This is a genomic window from Caenispirillum salinarum (genome assembly GCF_044803115.1).
GTDB classification, from domain to species: domain Bacteria; phylum Pseudomonadota; class Alphaproteobacteria; order Rhodospirillales; family Rhodospirillaceae; genus Caenispirillum; species Caenispirillum salinarum_A.
This window is the reverse complement of the sequence record NZ_CP085224.1, coordinates 4978669-4994436: the sequence shown is the minus strand read 5'-3', so window position 1 is coordinate 4994436 and position 15768 is coordinate 4978669. Positions and strand designations below refer to the sequence as shown.

Below are 15768 nucleotides of genomic sequence, written 5' to 3'. Positions count from 1 at the left end.
CCGTCAATCGCCTTCACCTCAACGCGCGCTGTCGCGCGGGCGTTGAGGCGGCATGCAGGATGATCGACAGCCCGGCGCGACCGCTGAAACCGACCCATGTGCCGACCCGTGGACGGAAGCCCGCGAAGCCCACCGCCACCCGCGGACGGTGGCGCGCCGGCTGGCCCATTCCCGCAGGGGGCTGTGGCTGATCGGCGTGATGTCCTTCCTGGAAAGCATCATCGTGCCGATCCCGCTGGAGGTCGTGCTGATCCCCTACATGATGGCCCGGCGCGACATTCTGTGGCGCATCGCGGCCGTGGTGCTGCTGGGCTGCGTGATCGGGGCGCTGTTGGGCTACGGCGTCGGGTACTTCGTGTTCGACACGCTGGGCGTCCGGCTTGTCGAGTGGGCGGGCTGGCAGGAGCAGTTCGACACCACGCGGACGTGGTTCGAGAAGCACGGCTTCTTGGCCGTGCTGGCCATCGGCGTGACACCGGTGCCCTTCCAGGTCGCCATGCTGGTGGCGGGCGTGATGAAGTATCCGGTGTACCTCTTCGTTGCGGCGGCGCTCATTGCCAGGGGTATCCGCTACTTCGGCCTGGCGCTGCTGGTCCACGTCTTCGGGGACCGCGCGATGGAGATGTGGAACCGCCACAAGAAAAGCACAGTCGCCACCATCACCGCCGTGCTCGTCGTGGCGATCGTGTTGAACGTCTGGGTTTTCTAACCCTCGGCCGGCACCAGCGCCGCGATCAGCCCGTTGAGCACCAGCATTCCGTCGGCGGTGGCGCGCAGGGCGGCCGGCGTGTCCTCCAGCAGCCCCATCTCCGTCAGGTCCGTCAGCGCGCGGGCGTCCACGAAAGCGTCCAGCGCCTGTCCCGACAGCCGGCGGAAGCGCGCCTTGTCCACACCGTCGGTCAGGCGCAGTCCCATGAGCAGCAGTTCCTCCGCCCGCTCGTCCCGCCCGAGCGGGTGGTTGCGCGTGGTGGCGTGGCCGAGGCTCTCCACCTGCGCGAGCCAGCGTTCCGGTGCGCGGTGCTGGCGGGTGGCGCGGGGGGTGCCGTCGACCGTCAGGCGGCCGTGGGCGCCGGGGCCGATGCCGATGTAGTCGCCGCCGCGCCAGTACACCAGGTTGTGGCGGCATTCCTCTCCTGGCCGGGCGTGGTTGGAAACCTCGTACGCCGGCAGGCCGGCGCGGGCGGTTTCCTCCTGCGTCACATGCCAGAGGCTCACCGCATCGTCTTCCTCCGGCAGGCGCCAGTCGCCCCGGTGCCAGTCCAGGTGGAACTTCGTGCCCTGCTCGACGGTCAGCTGGTAGAGCGACAGGTGGCCGTGCCCCGCCAGGATGTCCAGCGCCTGCCGCATCTCCCGCCGCCAGGCCTCGGGCTCGTGGCCGGGGCGGGCGTAGATGAGGTCGATGGAGGTGCGCGGGAAAAGCGCCTGCGCCGCCTCCAGCGCCGCCAGAGCCTCGGCGCGGTCGTGGCGGCGGCCGAGGAAGGCAAGCGCGGCCTCGTCCAGCGCCTGCACGCCCAGCGACACACGGTTGACGCCGGCGTCGCGGAAGCCCTCGAACCGCGCCCGGTCGACGGCGCCGGGGTTGGCTTCCAGCGTGACTTCCAGGTCGTTGGCGGGCGTGAACAGGCTTTGCGCGTCCTCCAGGATCGACGCCACCGTTTCGGGCTCCATGAGCGAGGGCGTGCCGCCGCCGAAGAAGACGCTGGTCAGCCGCCGGCCCTCGCGCCCCGCCATGGCGGCGTAGTGCGCCAGTTCCGCCCGCAAGGCCGCACGGAAGCGGCCGTGGTCGACGCGGTCGACGACGTGGCTGTTGAAGTCGCAGTACGGGCACTTGGACAGGCAGAAGGGCCAGTGGACATACAGCCCGAAGCCCGCGTCGCCTTGGATGTGATCGGTCACGTCGGTCGCGTCAGTCGTCGTCGGCCAGGGCGGAGACGGTCACCTGCCGGTTCTCGCGCGGGAACAGGTGCATCATCCACAGCAGCAGCGCCAGTCCGGGGATGGCGGCGGCGGTGGAGATCAGGAAGTACGTCACCCAGTCCACGTTGTCCGCCACCCATCCGCCGGCGCTGGCGAAGAAGGTGCGGGCAAAGGCCATGAAGCTGGAGACCAGGGCGTACTGCGTCGCCGTGTAGGCCAGGTTGCAGAGGCTTGAGAGATAGGCCACGAAGGCCGCCGTGCCCATCCCTCCCGTCAGATTTTCCACGCTGATGGTGACGACCAGGAAGCTGACGTCCGGCCCGATCATGGCTTGCGCCACGAACACCAGATTGGAGGCCGCCTGTAGGATGCCGCAGACCAGCAGGGACCGCATGATGCCCATCTTCGCCACCAGCAACCCGCCGACGAGGCCGCCGACGATGGTCATGGCGACGCCGTAACTCTTGGAGACCAGCCCGATCTCGGTCTTGGTGAAGCCGGTCTCGATGTAGAAGGGATTCGCCATCACGCCCAGCAGTGCGTCGCCGTACTTGTAGAAGGCGATGAACAGGATGATGGTCAGCCAGTGCTTGCGGGTGAAGAAGTCCGACAGCGGCAGCACCACGGCACCATACAGCCACCCGAGCGTCTGGCGCGTGCGGCGGCCCATGTGCGCCTGGCGGTCCATCCATTCGACGGCGCGCTGCTCGGCGACCGTCGCGCGCTCCAGGTGGGGGCGCGCCGGTTCGCGGTTGAGCAGGCAGGTGAGCATGCCGACACCCATGAGTGCTGCCATGGCGGCATAGGCCCAGAACCAGCTCGCCGCGTCGGCGATCACCAGCGCCCCGCCCCCCGACGCCAGCATGGCGAGGCGGTAGCCCAGCACGATGTTGCCGGCGCCGGCGCCGAGCTTCTCTTCCTCCAGGATTTCCACCCGGTAGGCGTCGATGACGATGTCCTGCGTCGCCGAGGCAAAGGCCAGCAGCACCGCCCAGCCGGCCGTGACCCAGACATTGGCGGCGGGGTCCGACGAGCCGAGGCCGAGCATGGCGCCGGCCGTGAGAAGCTGGGCGGCGATCATCCAGCCGCGCCGCTGGCCCAGCAGATTGGTCAGTGGCGGCAGGGGCAGCTTGTCCACCAGCGGCGACCACAGCCATTTGAAGGCGTAGGCGGTGGATGCCCACGAGAACAGGCCGATGACGGTCAGCGACAGCCCTTCCTCGGTCAGCCAGGCCGACAGGGTGCCGTAGACCAGCAGCAGCGGCAGGCCGGATGAGAAGCCGAGAAACAGGATGGAGATCACCCGCCGGTCCAGATAGACCGCGAGCGAGTGGGACCAGGATGTCACGGTGGTTGATGCCCCTGCGGATACAATGCGCGCCACAGGCTAGCGGGTTTGGCGGGGGGATCAAGCGCGCCGTGCGGCCTCAGGCGGCGCGATCCGTGTCCAGGATGGCGGCAACCTCCCGGGGGTGGCGGAACAGGAGGGTGATCAGGGTGCGCGCGGCATCGTCGGGGGCGGTCCGCCGCTGTTCCCAGTTGCGCAGCGTTGCAAGCGGGATGCCCGTGAGGTCGGCGAGCCGCTGCTGCGTCAGGCCCAGCACGGCGCGCGATGCCTTGAGCATTCCGGCGGGCTCGGGTGCGGCAGAGTTGGTCGCGTCGGACTCCGGGGCGTCGTCCCAATCGTCAGGAAGGTCGGCAAAAAGGGCCGCCCCACGCCGGGAGCGGCCCCTTTCTTGTTCCAGCACCGAGGCTTGCGGCTTACGCCACGTCGCTCTGCTTGGAAGCGCGCTTGCGCTCGTGCGGGTCCAGGTGCTTCTTGCGCAGGCGCACCGCCTTGGGCGTCACCTCCACCAGTTCGTCGTCCTGGATGTAGGCCAGCGCGTCCTCCAGCGTCATGCGGCGCGGGGGCGGCAGGGTGATGGCGTCGTCCTTGCCCGAGGCGCGCACGTTCGACAGCTTCTTCGCCTTCTGGACGTTGACCTCGAGGTCGTTCGTCTTCGAATGCTCGCCGATGATCATGCCGCCGTAGACCTTCACACCCGGATCGATGAACTGCGGGCCGCGGTCGAGCAGGTTGAACAGCGCATAGGCCACGGCATCGCCCGCGTCGGTGGCGATCAGCACGCCGTTGCGGCGGCCCTCGATCGGGCCCTTGTACGGCGCGTAGCCGAAGAACAGGCGGTTCATGATGCCCGTGCCGCGCGTGTCCGTCAGGAACTCGCCGTGGTAGCCGATCAGGCCGCGCGACGGCGCGTGGAAGACGATGCGGACCTTGCCGCCGCCCGAGGGACGCATCTCGGTCATCTCGGCCTTGCGCAGGCTCATCTTCTCGACGACCGTGCCCGAGAACTCCTCGTCGACGTCGACGACGACTTCCTCGATGGGCTCCATCTTCTGGCCGTTCTCTTCCTTGAACAGCACGCGCGGGCGGGAGATCGACAGCTCGAAGCCCTCGCGCCGCATGTTCTCGATCAGCACGCCCAGCTGAAGCTCGCCGCGGCCGGCAACCTCGAAAGCGTCCTTCTGGGCGGTTTCGCGGATGCGGATGGCGACGTTGCCCTCGGCCTCGGCCATCAGGCGGGCGCCGATGACGCGGCTGGTCACCTTGTCGCCGTCCAGGCCCGCCAGCGGGCTGTCGTTGACCGAGAAGGTCATGGCCAGCGTCGGCGGGTCGATGGGGGTGGCCGGCAGGGCGGTGTCCACGTCCAGGGCGCACAGCGTGTCGGCCACGGTGGCCTTCTGCAGGCCCGCGATGGCGACGATGTCGCCGGCCTCGGCCTCTTCCACAGGAATGCGTTGCAGGCCGCGGAAGGCCAGGACCTTCGACGCGCGGCCCTGCTCCAGAAGCTTGCCGTCGCGGCTCAGCGCCTTGATGGGCTGGTTGACGGTCAGCTTGCCGGTGGTGATGCGGCCCGTCAGGATGCGGCCCAGGAAGTTGTCGGACTCCAGCGTCGTCGCCAGCATGGAGAACGGCTTGTCCAGGTCGCGCTTGGGCGCCGGCACGTGGTCGACGATCAGCTCGAACAGCGGCGTCAGGTCGCGCGGCTCGTCGTTCTCCAGGTCGCGCACGGCCCAGCCGTCGCGGCCGACGGCGAACAGCGTCGGGAAGTCCAGTTGCTCGTCCTCGGCATCCAGCGCGGTGAACAGGTCGAAGACCTCGTCATGCACCTCGTGCGGGCGCGCGTCGCCGCGGTCGACCTTGTTGATGATCACGATGGGACGCAGGCCCAGGCCCAGCGCCTTGGACAGCACGAACTTGGTCTGCGGCAGCGGCCCTTCCGCCGAGTCGCACAGCAGAACCACGCCATCGACCATGGACAGGATGCGCTCCACCTCGCCGCCGAAGTCGGCGTGGCCCGGCGTGTCGACGATGTTGATGCGCGTGCCCTTCCAGTCCACCGAGGTGCACTTGGCCAGGATGGTGATGCCGCGCTCGCGCTCCAGATCGTTGGAGTCCATGGCGCGGTCGGCCACCTTCTGGTTTTCGCGGAAGGTGCCGCTTTGCTTCAACAGATTGTCGACGAGGGTCGTCTTGCCGTGGTCGACGTGCGCGATGATCGCGATATTGCGAAGATTCATGACTTTCCGATTCTACGTGCGCGCGACCCTCGACGGGCCCGAGGCAAAAGGCCTCAGGCTTCTTCCGCCGCGAGAAGCGACTTCAAGGGGACGTCGGGCCGCGCACCCATGTGACTGATGATTTCCGCGGCGCACCGGCTGGCCAGATGGCCGCACTCGGCCAGCGACTTGCCGCGGGTATACCCGAAAAGGAACCCCGCCGCATAGAGGTCACCGGCGCCCGTCGTATCGACGAGACGAGCCGGCGGATGCGCCTCCACCACGACGGTCTCCTGCCCTTGCACGATGACGCTGCCCTTGGCCCCGCGCGTCAGGCAGGCGATCTGCGCGTGCTTGCGGACTTCCTCGACGGCCTCATCGAAGCTGTCGGTCTGGTACAGCGAGGTGATCTCGGCCTCGTTGGCGAACAGGATGTCCACCAGGCCCTCGATCAGCTCGGCGAATTCCTCGCGGTGACGGTCGACGCAGAAGCTGTCCGACAGCGACAGGGCGACCTTGCGGCCGGCTTCGCGGGCGGCCAGGCAGGCCTGGACGATGGCGTCCTTGGCTTCCTTGCCGTCCCACAGGTAGCCTTCCACATAGGTGACCTGGGCGCTGGCGATCAGCTTTTCGTCGATGTCCGACGGCGCAAGCTTCGTGCAGGCGCCCAGATAGGTATTCATGGTGCGCTGCGCATCGGGGGTGACCAGAATAAGACAGCGCGCCGTGGGAACGCCGGCGTCCTTCTCCAGCACCGGGGTCTCGTAGCCGACGCCGATGGCGTTGATGTCGTGGCGGAAGATCTGCCCCAGCTGGTCGTCGCAGACCTTGCCGATGAAGCCGGGATTGCCGCCCAGGCTGGCGATGCCGGCCACCGTGTTGGCGGCCGACCCGCCCGAGCTTTCGATGCTCGAGCCCATGGCGCCGTAGATGGCCTCGGCCTTCTCGGCATCGATGAGCGTCATGCCGCCCTTGGGCATGCCGTGCGAGGCGAGGAAGTCGTCCTCGGCGTGCGCGAGCACGTCCACGATGGCATTGCCGATGCCCATCACGTCGAACCGAGTGTCGGCCATGTGTCCAATCCCTTGTTGCGTCGTTTGGTGTTCGCGATTGCGCGGCAGTATACCGGCTGGCAACGAGTTAACAAGGACCGCTTCTTCCCGTTCCGGTGGCGAACCGGGTCGGTGCCGTCAACCGCGCGCTTGACAGGCGCCGGTCCGCGCCTGACCTTTGGCGCGCCCAGAGCAACAAGGACACATCCGTGATCGACGCCTTCGTCAAAGCCTTCGCCCAACTCCCCGACAAGCGCATCCGCGGCGTGGTGATCGTCAGCCTGCTCAGCGCGCTGGCGATCTACGTGGCGCTCGCAGGAGTGCTGTGGTGGGCGCTGACGGATACCGTGCTCGTCAGCCTTCCCTGGGTGGAGGCGCTGCTGGACGTGCTGGGCGGCGTGGCCGTCTTCGTGCTGTCGCTGCTGTTCTTCCCGGCCGTCGTGACCATGATCATCGGCTTTTTCCTGGAACAGGTGGCCGACGCCGTGGAGGCCCGCCACTACCCCGGCCTGCCGCCCAACCGCGAGCAGCCGGTGTGGGAGATCATCGGCTCCACTGCCAAGTTCGCCGCCGTCGCCATCGGTCTCAATATCCTGGCGCTGCCGCTCTACCTCCTGCTGCTGTTCATTCCGGGTTCAAGCCTGGTGCTGTTCTACGCCCTGAACGGCTACCTGCTGTCGCGGGAATATTTCGAGGCCGTGGCGCTGCGCCGGGCCGACGCCGCGACCGTCAAGAGCCTGCGGCGCCAGCACACGGCGCGGCTATGGCTCGTGGGCGCGGCGATCACCTTCCTGGCGACCGTGCCCTTCGTGAACATGCTGGCGCCGGTGGTCGGCACGGCGGCCATGACCCACGTCGCGACCGGCCTGATGCGCCGCCACAAGCTGCTGGACAAGCCGGTGCCGACGGCGGAGCCGGCGCAATGAGCCCGCGGCATCTCACCCTTGCCGCCGCCCTGGCGCTGACGGTGGCGGCCTGTGGTGCCTCGCACAAGGTACGGGTGCTGGAGGACGGCGGCACCCTCGGCACGGTATCGCCCCACGCGGGCGCCGGATCGGAAAACGTCGCTGTCCTGCCGCCGCGCCCCCTGCCGACGGCCGAGGACATCGCCGCCGCGCCCGACCCGCTCAGCCTGAAGGGCGAGGCGGCGGATGCGGTGAGGGCCGCCCTCGGCCCGGCCACCCTGCTGCGGCGCGAGCCGCCGGCGCAGGTCTGGCAGTACCGCGGGCGGACCTGCGTGCTGGACGTGGTGCTCTATCCCGACGAAACCGAGGGCGCGCCGCTGACGGTCGCGCATGTGGAGCTGCGGCCCCTTGAGGCGTCGGCCAGGGTCGCGCCCAAGGCCTGCGCCGCCGACGTGCTGCAACGGCGCGTGGCGCGGGGTTGAGCCGCCGCGCGAAGGTGCCGGATGCCGGGGGTGGACGCCAGCTTTCGCTGGGGTGACGGGAAGTCCGTCACAAAAACATCAGGCTGCCTGCTCGTGGTTCCTGCGTAAGCAGGCCTCCACTCCCGCCGCCAGACACCCTCACGAAGCCGCCTGCGGGCGCCCCTCAGGCCGCCGCGCCAGCGTCCTCCTCCCTGCCGTCCGTATGCTTCTCTGGCAGGCCCAGCATGGCGCGGGCCTGCGGCGAAAGGTCCAGCCGGTCGCGCGGGCCGCCGTCGGTGTCGTCGCGGCGGGCTTCGTCGAGCACCTTGCGGAACGCCTCCTCGATGGTCTTGGCGACCTCTTCCGGCTTGAACAGTTCGCGCGCCTTTTCGGTGTCGCCCTTGGCCTCCTTCAGGGCTTCCAGGAAGCGGTCCTTGTTCTCATCGTCCTCGGCGATGCGCAGGCCGCGGATTTCCTCCTTCATCATGCGCACCAGCGGGTCGCGTTCCAGATCGAAGGAGTCGCCTTCCTCCTTCTGCTTGGCCTTGACGTAGGCCTTCAGGGCGCCCTTGAAGGCCAGCACCATCTTGTCCATAGAGACGCCGGCCTTCTCCAGCTCCTGCTGGTCCTCGGGCGACAGCTTGGCGAAGGCCTGGAGGTCGTCGTAACGTTTCAGCACCTGCTTGGCGGCCGGGTCCTTCAGGTCCACGCCGCGCGCCGCGGCCTCCTTCTTCAGATCGTCCAGCCGCTTGGCCGCCTGCCATTTTTCCTCGGCGCTGGCATCGTCGCCGAGCACGTTGGGCTTGCCGTAGGGCGAGTCGGCCTTCTTCAGGCCCTCGGGATCACCCTTCAGAAGGGCGAGGGCAATCTGGTTGGCGGTCGGCGCGAGTCCCGGAATCATGACATCCCCCTCCACGAATCCATGCTGCGCGCAATATTATCACGCACATTTGTTGGTGGGAGACGTTTTTTCAGGCCCGCAGGAACGCCGCCATGTGGAAGGCCGCCTGCTCGGGGGCATACGCCGTGCCGACGGGGCAGGCGTGACGGGCCTGACAGCCGGTCTCGCGGCACGCGGCGCCGACTGTCGCCACATGGGCCTTGCAGCCCTGCCAGTCGTAGCCGGCTTCGCTGAAGGCGCCGACCGGGCAGCCGGCGAGGCAGGGCTTGCCGGCGCAGGAGTCGCACGGATGCGCGCGTGCCGGGCGGGGCGGCAGGTCGAGCGTTTCGGCAAACAGGAAGGCCCCGCGGTAGGCGTGCCACGGCCCGTAGTCCGGGTGCAGCAAAACCCCGACGGGGGAAGGGCGCAGGCCTTCCGCCTTCATGGCCCAGCGCTGGAACGGCTGAAACGGCGGCCCGCCGAAGGGATAGGCCACGCCCGCGCCCAGGTCATCGGCCAGGGGCGCGAGCACGCGGCGGGTCCAGCCGTCCAGTTCATGCGGCGCGTCGGCGGCGGCGCGGGCAGTGGAGAAATGCTCCCACATGGCCGGCCCGGCATTGCCGACCAGCACCACCGTGCGCACATCGGCGGCCAGGCCATCGTCGGGATCGGGATGAAAGGCGCCGCGCAGCAGCAGGCCGTGGTCGGCCAGGCGCTCCGCAAGGGCGCGGAGACGGGGCGAGGGCTGGGTGGCGGCGTGGTCGGTGTCCGGCATCATGGCGCCGCAGTCTCCGCCCAACGCGGCCGCCGCGCAAGAGGGGCGTCGGGTCCTACTGCCCCCGGCCGGTCTTTGCCTGCAGCGCCTCGATCCGTTCGGCGGCCGCGGCCTTGGTCAGGCTGTCGTCGAAGGGCTCGTTCGCCTCTTCCGTCAGGGTCTTGAGGTAGCTTTTCTGGGCGTCCGTCATGGGCTCGTCCTTCGTGACCCAGTCCTCCGGGTCCTTCTGGAGGTTGCTGGGCGCATTGTCGTCGTGGGGGACCTTGGGGTTGGTCATGGCGTCGGCTCCGCTGGTGTTCGGTATTCGTTTCCATCGGCGGAACGGGGGCGCCGCGCTTTCCGTTCCCGGCTTTCCCGGCCTTGACTCACGGGCGCGCCGGACTTATACCGTCCCTCTTCGCGTCTCGAAGGGAGGGGCGGAGTATGTTCATCATGCTGCTTCGGGCCATTGTGCTCCCGAGGGGGTCCGTCAGTCCGCGAGGGTTCGCGCACTGGCGCCGTCGGCGTTTGCGCCAAGCCGCATGAGGAGCGTTGAGCGAGCGACCAAACGAACGACCGGCACGGTGGACCCTGCATGTTCGAAAGTCTGTCCAATCGTCTAGGCGGCGTCTTCGACAAGCTGCGCAAGCGCGGCGCCCTGTCGGAGGACGATGTCTCGGAGGCCATGCGCGAGGTCCGCGTCGCCCTCCTGGAGGCCGACGTCGCCCTGCCGGTGGTCAAGGACTTCGTCAAGAAGGTCAAGGAACGCGCCGTCGGTCAGGACGTCATCAAGTCGGTGACGCCGGGCCAGATGGTCGTGAAGATCGTCAACGACGTCCTGGTGGAAACCCTGGGCGCCGACGACGAGGAAAGCCAGATCAACCTGCGCGCCGAGGCGCCGGTGCCGATCCTCATGGTCGGCCTTCAGGGCTCGGGCAAGACCACCACCTCGGGCAAGCTGGCCCTGCGCCTGCGCGCGCGCGACCGCAAGAAGGTCATGGTGGCCTCGCTGGACGTCTACCGCCCGGCCGCGCAGAAGCAGCTTGAGGTCGTCGCCGGCCAGGCCGAGGTCGACAGCCTGCCCATCGTCATGGGCGAGATGCCCGTCGCCATCGCCAAGCGCGCCATGTCCGAGGGCCGCAAGGGCGGCTACGACGTGGTGATCCTGGACACCGCCGGCCGCCTGCACATCGACCAGGAGCTGATGGACGAGGTCGCGCAGGTGCGCGACGCGGTGAAGCCGGCGGAAACCCTGCTGGTCACCGACGCCATGATCGGCCAGGACGCCGTCAACCTCGCCCGCGAGTTCAACGAGAAGATCGGCATCACCGGCATCGTGCTGACCCGCGTGGACGGTGACGCGCGCGGCGGTGCCGCCCTGTCCATGCGCGCCGTGACCGGCAAGCCCATCAAGCTGCTGGGCATGGGCGAGAAGCTCGATCAGCTGGAAGGCTTCCACGCCGACCGCATCGCCAGCCGCATCCTCGGCATGGGCGACGTGGTCAGCCTGGTGGAGAAGGCCGCGGAGTCCATCGAGGCCGAAGAGGCCGAGAAGATGGCCGCCAAGCTGATGGAGGGCAAGTTCGACATGAACGACATGCTCTCCCAGCTGCGCCAGATCCAGAAGATGGGCGACATCAAGGGCATCCTCGGCATGATGCCCGGCATCGGCAAGATGCAGAAGCAGATCGAGAACGCCAACATCGACGACAAGATGATCAAGCATCAGGAAGCGATCATCCTGTCCATGACGGCGAAGGAGCGCGCCAATCCCGCGCTCATGAAGGCCAGCCGCAAGAAGCGCGTCGCCGCCGGCTCCGGCGTCTCCGTCCAGGAGATCAACAAGCTGCTGAAACAGCATCAGCAGATGGCCGACGTCATGAAGAAAATGAAAAAGATGGGCGGCAAGAAGGGCCTCATGGGCGCCATGTCCAAGATGTTCGGCGGCGCCACCCCGCCCGCCGGAATGCCCGGTGGGATGCCTCCCGGAATGACGCCCGACATGCTGGCCGGCATGGGCGGCGGCAAGAAGGGCAAGAAGGCCGGCAAGGGCGGCGGCGAAGAGGCCATGCCCGACATGTCGGCCCTCATGAAAGGCGGCGGCGCCGGCCCCGGCGGCCTGCCCCCCGATGTTCTGAAGGCCCTGAACAAGGGCAAGAAGAAGTAACAGGACGGTCCCCGGCCACGGCGGACCCTCTCGCAAACCAACCAAACGCAATCAAGAAGACCTGGAGTAGCATCGATGTCCCTGAAGATTCGTCTGTCCCGCGGCGGTGCCAAGAAGCGTCCGTTCTACCGCATCGTTCTCGCCGACAGCCGCAGCCCGCGCGACGGCCGCTTCCTGGAGCGCCTGGGGTCCTACAACCCGATGGTGCCGCAGGACCACGCCGACCGCGTGATCCTGAAGGACGAGCGCATCAAGCATTGGCTGGGCCAGGGCGCGCAGCCGACCGACCGCGTGCGCAAGATCCTGGGCATCGCCGGCATCGTCGAGATGCCGACCCCGCCGACCCAGACCAAGAAGAACCAGCCCAAGGCCAAGGCGCAGGAGCGCCTGCGCGAGCAGCAGGAGAAGGCCGCGGCCGCCGCCGCCGCCGCCGAGGAAGCCGCCGCTGCGCCGGCCGAGGGCGAGGGCGAGGGTGCGTCCGCCGAGTAATCGGCGGATCGTGTCTCTCCCCAAGGCGATCTCCTGGTGCATCGGGGCCTTGCCATGAGCAGCGCGCGCGATGATCGCGACGACCGGGTGCTGGTGGGCGTCATTGTCGGCGCCCACGGCATCCGTGGCGACGTGAAGGTGAAAAGCTTCACCGCCGATCCCGAAGCCGTGGCCGCCTATGGCCCCGTGCTGACGGAGGACGGGGCGACGCGGCTCGCGTTGCGCGTGAAGGGCCAGGGCAAGGGCACGGTGACGTGCTTCGTCAAGGGCATCGCCGACCGCACCGCCGCCGAGGCCCTGAAGGGCACGCGGCTCTACCTGCCGCGCCAAAGCCTGCCCGCCGAGGCCGGGGACGACGAGTTCTACCACGCCGACCTGGTCGGACTGACGGCCGAGATGGCCGACGGCTCCGGCCCGGTGGGCGAGGTGGTCGCCGTCTACGACTTCGGCGCCGGCGACGTGCTGGAACTGAAGCCGGTGGCCGGCGGCGTGACGCCCAAGCCGGTCATGGTGCCCTTCACCCGCGACGTCTGCCCCGTGGTGGATGTTCGGGGCCGTCGGCTGGTCGTTGACCCGCCGCCGGGGCTGATCGACGCGCCGAAACCCGGCGAACAGGCCGAGGAGGCCGCCGCCGCGCGTGGCGACTCCGAAGCGGCCGGGGAGACCGAATGACGGCGCCCGCGTTCAAGGCGACCGTTCTGACGCTCTTTCCCGAGATGTTTCCGGGTCCGCTGGGCCACAGTCTGGCGGGAAAGGCGTTGAAGGACGGCCTGTGGTCGCTGGAAACGGTGGACATCCGTGCCCACGCGCGCGATAAACACCGCACCGTCGACGACACGCCGTTCGGCGGGGGTGCGGGCATGGTCATGCGCCCCGATGTGGTGGACGCGGCGATCACCGCCGCCCATCCCGGCGAGGGGCCGTTGATCTACCTCACCCCGCGGGGAGAGGTGCTGCGGCAGCCACGGGTCAAGGCCCTGGCGCGGGAGCCGGCGGTGACGATCCTCTGCGGGCGGTACGAAGGCGTGGACCAGCGCGTGCTGGACAAGCACGGCGCCCTGGAGATCAGCATCGGCGACTTCGTGCTGTCGGGCGGCGAGGCGGCGGCCATCACCCTGCTGGACGCGGTGGTGCGCATGGTTCCCGGCGTCGTCGGCAAGACGGAGTCGCTGGAAGACGAGAGTTTCGAAACCGGCCTGCTGGAATACCCGCTCTATACGCGGCCGCAGGTCTGGAACGACGTTCCGGTGCCCGATGTGTTGATGAGCGGCCATCACGCCAACATCGACAAATGGCGCCGGCAACAGGCCGAGGAAATCACCCGGCAGCGCCGCCCCGACCTGTGGTCGGGCTACGTCGCCGCCCAGAAGCAAGAGCAAGAGGGTCAATAGATTATGAACATCATCCAGCAGCTCGAGAAAGAGCAGGTCGAGAAGCTCACCCCGGAGCACGGCATCCCCGAGTTCAAGCCGGGCGACACGGTGCGCGTCCACGTGAAGGTGGTCGAGGGCACCCGCGAGCGTGTCCAGGCCTACGAAGGTGTGTGCATCGCCCGCCGCAACGCCGGCATCAACGGCAGCTTCACGGTCCGCAAGATCTCCTTCGGCGAAGGTGTCGAGCGCGTGTTCCCGCTGTACTCCCCGGCGCTGGAGCGCATCGAGGTGGTGCGTCGCGGCAAGGTCCGCCGCGCGAAGCTGTACTACCTGCGCGATCGCCGCGGCCGTTCGGCCCGCATCGTCGAGGACACGCAGGCCACCATCAAGGCGAAGGCCCACGAGCGCAACGTGGACCAGGAGCTGCGCGCCAAGGCCGCCGAGAAGGGCGAGCAGCCCGCGGTGAAGCCCGGCAAGAAGTAAGAGTCCGTACCGGCGGCCCCATCGTTTTCAAGGCTGTGGGGCCGCCGACACGTTTTACCGGGCGTAATGGTTCCGACTCTGTTGGACGCCGCGCCCGGTTTTTCATATGCTGCCCGCCGCCCGCGCCGATCGGGATGCGGGCGATGGCCCTGCGCCGCCGCGCGGGCACCGGAATGTTGCTATACGGAGTGGACCGGAAGATGGCCGAGCCTCGCACTCTTTTCGACAAGATCTGGCAGTCGCACCTGGTGGACGTCCAGGACGACGGCACCTGCCTGATCTACATCGACCGGCACATGGTGCACGAGGTCACCAGCCCGCAGGCCTTCGAGGGTCTGCGCAATGCCGGCCGCCAGGTCCGCCGCCCGGCCAACACCCTGGCCGTCGCCGACCACAACGTGCCCACCACCGACCGCTCCGCCGGCATCACCGACCCGGAAAGCCGCATCCAGGTGGAAACCCTGGAGAAGAACGCCGCCGAGTTCGGCGTGCCCTACTACGCCATGGACGACATCCGCCAGGGCATCGTCCACATCGTCGGACCGGAGCAGGGCTTCACCCTGCCGGGCATGACCATCGTCTGCGGTGACAGCCACACCGCCACCCACGGCGCCTTCGGCGCGCTGGCGTTTGGCATCGGCACTTCGGAGGTCGAGCACGTCCTGGCGACGCAGACCCTGCTGCAGTCGCCGGCCAAGAACATGCGCGTCACCGTCAAGGGCCAGCCCGGTCCGGGCGTGACCGCCAAGGATATCGTCCTGGCCATCATCGGCGAACTGGGCACCGCCGGCGGCACGGGCTACGTCATCGAATACGCCGGCGAGGCCATCACCAGCCTGTCGATGGAAGGCCGCATGACGGTCTGCAACATGACCATCGAGGCGGGCGCCCGCGCCGGCCTGATCGCCCCGGACGAGACGACGTTCGAATACGTCAAGGGCCGCCCGCTGGCGCCCAAGGGCGCGGCGTGGGAAGCGGCAGTCAACACCTGGAAGACGCTCAAGTCCGACGAGGGCGCGCATTTCGACAAGGAAATCGTGCTCGACGCCGCGACCATCGAGCCGCACGTGACCTGGGGCACCAGCCCCGAGGACGTGCTGCCGATCTCCGCCAAGGTGCCGGCGCCGTCGGACTTCAAGGACGAGAGCAAGCAGAAGGCCGTCACCCGCGCGCTGGAGTACATGGGCCTGACCGCCGGCACGCCGCTGGAAGAGGTGCCGGTGGACGTGGTCTTCATCGGCAGTTGCACCAACGGCCGCATCGAGGACCTGCGCGCCGCCGCCGCGGTCGCCAAGGGCCGCAAGGTGGCCGAGGGCGTCCAGGCCATGGTCGTGCCGGGCTCGGGCCTGGTGAAGGAAATGGCCGAGGAAGAAGGCCTGGACCAGATCTTCCTCGAGGCCGGCTTCGAATGGCGCGAGCCGGGCTGTTCCATGTGCCTGGCCATGAACGCCGACAAGCTGACGCCGGGCCAGCGCAGTGCCTCCACGTCCAACCGCAACTTCGAGGGCCGTCAGGGCCGCGGCGGCCGCACGCATCTGGTCAGTCCGGGCATGGCGGCGGCGGCGGCGATCACCGGTCGCCTGACCGACGTGCGCAAGCTGCCCGCGGTGGAGCCCGCCCCGGCGGGCTGACCGGCGCGCCGGTCGCAACGACAGACGCAGACGCAGACGCAGACGCGGGCCGACGCCGGGGACGGGGGCGACAAGACCGCCGCCCCGCCGGCCCA

At 68.6% G+C, this 15768-nt stretch carries 17 protein-coding genes; 9 read left to right on the top strand and 8 right to left on the bottom strand.

Annotation, left to right across the window (positions count from 1 at the left end):
- Nucleotides 1–52: 52 nt before the first annotated feature.
- A complete protein-coding gene (locus tag LG334_RS23155; RefSeq protein WP_404381918.1) occupies nucleotides 53–709 on the top strand; it encodes a YqaA family protein in 657 nt (218 codons plus the stop codon).
- On the opposite strand, the gene hemW is transcribed toward LG334_RS23155, so the two are convergent.
- From hemW to LG334_RS23130, 5 genes are all read right to left on the bottom strand, one after another.
- Nucleotides 706–1896 carry a radical SAM family heme chaperone HemW gene (gene hemW / locus LG334_RS23150; protein WP_404381916.1) on the bottom strand — a complete coding sequence of 397 codons (1191 nt, stop codon included), beginning with the start codon at nucleotides 1894–1896 and terminating at the stop codon, nucleotides 706–708. The genes LG334_RS23155 and hemW overlap by 4 nt on opposite strands.
- A 10-nt stretch (nucleotides 1897–1906) precedes the next feature.
- Nucleotides 1907–3265 (bottom strand): AmpG family muropeptide MFS transporter, encoded by a 1359-nt coding sequence (locus tag LG334_RS23145; RefSeq protein WP_404381914.1) that lies wholly within the window; start codon nucleotides 3263–3265, stop codon nucleotides 1907–1909.
- Nucleotides 3266–3344: 79 nt separating this feature from the next.
- A complete protein-coding gene (locus LG334_RS23140) occupies nucleotides 3345–3542 on the bottom strand; it encodes a helix-turn-helix domain-containing protein (RefSeq protein ID WP_404381912.1) in 198 nt (65 codons plus the stop codon).
- A 136-nt stretch (nucleotides 3543–3678) separates the two neighbouring features.
- The gene (gene typA, locus LG334_RS23135) at nucleotides 3679–5499 is read right to left on the bottom strand and encodes a translational GTPase TypA (protein WP_404381910.1); all 1821 of its coding nucleotides are present in this window, start codon (nucleotides 5497–5499) and stop codon (nucleotides 3679–3681) included.
- 53 nt (nucleotides 5500–5552) lie between these two features.
- Nucleotides 5553–6551: an adenosine kinase gene (locus tag LG334_RS23130; RefSeq protein ID WP_404381908.1), complete on the bottom strand. Its 999-nt coding sequence runs from the start codon at nucleotides 6549–6551 to the stop codon at nucleotides 5553–5555.
- 188 nt (nucleotides 6552–6739) lie between these two features.
- On the opposite strand from LG334_RS23130, the gene LG334_RS23125 reads away from it, so the two are divergent.
- A complete protein-coding gene (locus LG334_RS23125) occupies nucleotides 6740–7456 on the top strand; it encodes an EI24 domain-containing protein (protein WP_404381906.1) in 717 nt (238 codons plus the stop codon).
- Nucleotides 7453–7917, top strand: coding sequence for a hypothetical protein (locus LG334_RS23120; RefSeq protein WP_404381904.1), 465 nt, complete (start codon nucleotides 7453–7455; stop codon nucleotides 7915–7917). Before LG334_RS23125 ends, LG334_RS23120 begins: the two co-directional genes overlap by 4 nt.
- A 163-nt stretch (nucleotides 7918–8080) precedes the next feature.
- Here LG334_RS23120 and LG334_RS23115 read toward each other — a convergent pair whose 3' ends face one another.
- The 3 genes from LG334_RS23115 to LG334_RS23105 all read right to left on the bottom strand — a co-directional run bounded on the left by LG334_RS23115 (nucleotide 8081) and on the right by LG334_RS23105 (nucleotide 9828).
- Nucleotides 8081–8797: a hypothetical protein gene (locus LG334_RS23115; protein WP_404381902.1), complete on the bottom strand. Its 717-nt coding sequence runs from the start codon at nucleotides 8795–8797 to the stop codon at nucleotides 8081–8083.
- Between the two features lie 70 nt (nucleotides 8798–8867).
- The gene (locus LG334_RS23110) at nucleotides 8868–9554 is read right to left on the bottom strand and encodes a ferredoxin (RefSeq protein WP_404381900.1); all 687 of its coding nucleotides are present in this window, start codon (nucleotides 9552–9554) and stop codon (nucleotides 8868–8870) included.
- Nucleotides 9555–9606: 52 nt separating this feature from the next.
- Nucleotides 9607–9828 carry a DUF3072 domain-containing protein gene (locus LG334_RS23105; protein WP_404381898.1) on the bottom strand — a complete coding sequence of 74 codons (222 nt, stop codon included), beginning with the start codon at nucleotides 9826–9828 and terminating at the stop codon, nucleotides 9607–9609.
- Nucleotides 9829–10125: 297 nt separating this feature from the next.
- Here LG334_RS23105 and ffh point away from each other — a divergent pair, with 297 nt between their 5' ends.
- The 6 genes from ffh to leuC all read left to right on the top strand — a co-directional run bounded on the left by ffh (nucleotide 10126) and on the right by leuC (nucleotide 15673).
- A complete protein-coding gene (gene ffh, locus LG334_RS23100; protein WP_404381896.1) occupies nucleotides 10126–11697 on the top strand; it encodes a signal recognition particle protein in 1572 nt (523 codons plus the stop codon).
- Nucleotides 11698–11772: 75 nt separating this feature from the next.
- Nucleotides 11773–12186, top strand: a complete 414-nt coding sequence (gene rpsP / locus LG334_RS23095; RefSeq protein ID WP_404381894.1) for a 30S ribosomal protein S16 — start codon at nucleotides 11773–11775, stop codon at nucleotides 12184–12186.
- 54 nt (nucleotides 12187–12240) lie between these two features.
- A complete protein-coding gene (gene rimM / locus LG334_RS23090) occupies nucleotides 12241–12858 on the top strand; it encodes a ribosome maturation factor RimM (protein WP_404381892.1) in 618 nt (205 codons plus the stop codon).
- A complete protein-coding gene (gene trmD / locus LG334_RS23085) occupies nucleotides 12855–13577 on the top strand; it encodes a tRNA (guanosine(37)-N1)-methyltransferase TrmD (protein ID WP_404381890.1) in 723 nt (240 codons plus the stop codon). The genes rimM and trmD overlap by 4 nt, the downstream gene beginning before the upstream one ends.
- A 3-nt stretch (nucleotides 13578–13580) precedes the next feature.
- Nucleotides 13581–14042: a 50S ribosomal protein L19 gene (gene rplS / locus LG334_RS23080; RefSeq protein ID WP_404381888.1), complete on the top strand. Its 462-nt coding sequence runs from the start codon at nucleotides 13581–13583 to the stop codon at nucleotides 14040–14042.
- Nucleotides 14043–14242: 200 nt separating this feature from the next.
- Nucleotides 14243–15673: a 3-isopropylmalate dehydratase large subunit gene (leuC, locus tag LG334_RS23075; RefSeq protein WP_404381886.1), complete on the top strand. Its 1431-nt coding sequence runs from the start codon at nucleotides 14243–14245 to the stop codon at nucleotides 15671–15673.
- The last annotated feature ends 95 nt before the right edge of the window (nucleotides 15674–15768 follow it).

Coding starts and splice junctions, on each gene's coding strand:
- rplS (WP_404381888.1), top strand. CDS start 13,581: ATGAACATCATCCAGCAGCTCGAGAAAGAGCAGGTCGAGAAGCTCACC.
- LG334_RS23120 (WP_404381904.1), top strand. CDS start 7,453: ATGAGCCCGCGGCATCTCACCCTTGCCGCCGCCCTGGCGCTGACGGTG.
- rpsP (WP_404381894.1), top strand. CDS start 11,773: ATGTCCCTGAAGATTCGTCTGTCCCGCGGCGGTGCCAAGAAGCGTCCG.
- LG334_RS23105 (WP_404381898.1), bottom strand. CDS start 9,828: ATGACCAACCCCAAGGTCCCCCACGACGACAATGCGCCCAGCAACCTC.
- ffh (WP_404381896.1), top strand. CDS start 10,126: ATGTTCGAAAGTCTGTCCAATCGTCTAGGCGGCGTCTTCGACAAGCTG.
- LG334_RS23140 (WP_404381912.1), bottom strand. CDS start 3,542: ATGCTCAAGGCATCGCGCGCCGTGCTGGGCCTGACGCAGCAGCGGCTC.
- typA (WP_404381910.1), bottom strand. CDS start 5,499: ATGAATCTTCGCAATATCGCGATCATCGCGCACGTCGACCACGGCAAG.
- trmD (WP_404381890.1), top strand. CDS start 12,855: ATGACGGCGCCCGCGTTCAAGGCGACCGTTCTGACGCTCTTTCCCGAG.
- rimM (WP_404381892.1), top strand. CDS start 12,241: ATGAGCAGCGCGCGCGATGATCGCGACGACCGGGTGCTGGTGGGCGTC.
- LG334_RS23155 (WP_404381918.1), top strand. CDS start 53: ATGCAGGATGATCGACAGCCCGGCGCGACCGCTGAAACCGACCCATGT.
- leuC (WP_404381886.1), top strand. CDS start 14,243: ATGGCCGAGCCTCGCACTCTTTTCGACAAGATCTGGCAGTCGCACCTG.
- LG334_RS23115 (WP_404381902.1), bottom strand. CDS start 8,797: ATGATTCCGGGACTCGCGCCGACCGCCAACCAGATTGCCCTCGCCCTT.
- LG334_RS23130 (WP_404381908.1), bottom strand. CDS start 6,551: ATGGCCGACACTCGGTTCGACGTGATGGGCATCGGCAATGCCATCGTG.
- LG334_RS23110 (WP_404381900.1), bottom strand. CDS start 9,554: ATGATGCCGGACACCGACCACGCCGCCACCCAGCCCTCGCCCCGTCTC.